Here is a 1,424-nt window from a genome sequence, read left to right as displayed (position 1 = left end):
AGCGGCCAACTGCCTGCGTGGTCATGTGCGGATTCAGCGCCTCGTGGAAGGTATACGGGCTGGCGTCGCTCACCTCGTTGATGGCATCGGATTGGCTGATGGAAACGTAGATGACCTTGCGCTGCTTGGTCACGTTGTTGATGGACAGCTGGGTCGCCGCGGAGAGGCCGCCGACGATGAAGTTTGCGTTGTCCTTCTCGAGTAGTTCGAGCGTGCGGGTGGCTGCTTCGCCGGGGTTGAGCTTGTCGTCGCGAACCAGCAGTTCGGCCTTGCGCCCGTTCAGACCACCACCGTCGTTGAATTCCTTCACGGCAAGCTCGGCGTTGCGGACCTGGTCCTTCGCTTCGGCACCATATGGACCCGTCAGCGGGACCGGAAGGCCGATCTTGATGGCTTGGGCATGCACCGCCGAGGCTGCGATGCAAAGGCCGGCGAGGGCGGTCGCCCGGCGAACAAGCCGGTTGAGGTAGGCGTGCTGTCTCATGGGGGTTCTCCTGTTGGCGCGGGTCCGGATCGGACGTACATTGCTATTTAGCGTGTGATAACTTTGACTCACCTCATTTAAATTGTCAACTGATAAATAAGATAGGGAAAACCCGAGTGCCACCGAACCTGACGAAAACATCTAAGCCCATCGAGCCGCGTGCTGCAGCGGGCGGGGCTCCTCGGCGGCGCTTGGCGCCGGAAGACCGCGAACATCAGATCGTGCAGGCCGCCATCTCGTTCTTTGCGAGGCGTGGCTTCGAGGCGAGCACCCGTGACCTTGCGAAGGAGCTCGGCATCACACAGCCGCTGCTCTACAGGTACTTCCCCACCAAGGAGGCGCTGGTCGATCGGGTGTACGAGGAGGTCTTCGTGCGTCGATGGAACCCGGAATGGGAGGAGTGGCTGGTCGACCGGAGCGCGCCGCTGGCCGAACGGCTAAAGCGCTACCTCAAGGACTACGCCAGGTTCGTGCTTCGCAGCGAATGGGTGCGCATCTTCATCTACGCCGGATTGAGCAGGGGAGGCATCAATCAGAAGTACCTTTCACGCCTGAGGGAGCGGCACTTCCTGGTCATCGCCCGCGAACTCCGCCATGAGTTCAGCATTCCGGAGCCAGCCGACGCCGACGCAGAGGACGAGGAGGTCGAACTGGTGTGGGCGATGCATTCAAGCGTCTTCTACATCGGAGTGAGGAAATGGGTCTATGACCTTCCCACGCCCAAGCGCCTGGAGCGCCTCATCGACATGCGTGTGGATGCCTTCATGTCGGGCGTTCCGCAGGTGCTGCTCGCGGACCGCACTTAGCGCCGGCCGCGCAAACGCTTGCAGTTCCCGTTTGCTTCGACTACTATTTATCTATCGATAACCTAATTAGTTTGAAGGAGCAATCCATGGCGATAAACAAGCTGGCCCATTTCTCGGTGCGAACGACCGACATC

Annotated in this window: 2 protein-coding genes; one reads left to right on the top strand and one right to left on the bottom strand. The window is 60.3% G+C overall.

The features are described from left to right. A partial coding sequence (locus AC1DY5_RS55555) for an ABC transporter substrate-binding protein (RefSeq protein WP_478122691.1) occupies positions 1-484 on the bottom strand: 484 nt, incomplete at its 3' end. A 221-nt stretch (positions 485-705) separates the two neighbouring features. On the opposite strand from AC1DY5_RS55555, the gene AC1DY5_RS55550 reads away from it, so the two are divergent. Beyond that, positions 706-1,290 carry a TetR/AcrR family transcriptional regulator gene (locus AC1DY5_RS55550; RefSeq protein WP_478122690.1) on the top strand — a complete coding sequence of 195 codons (585 nt, stop codon included), beginning with the start codon at positions 706-708 and terminating at the stop codon, positions 1,288-1,290. The last annotated feature ends 134 nt before the right edge of the window (positions 1,291-1,424 follow it).

The sequence above is a fragment of the Variovorax sp. P4_D9 genome, from assembly GCF_056401695.1.
The sequence above is the reverse complement of the archived record's forward strand: the minus strand, read 5'-3'. Positions and strand labels throughout refer to the sequence as shown.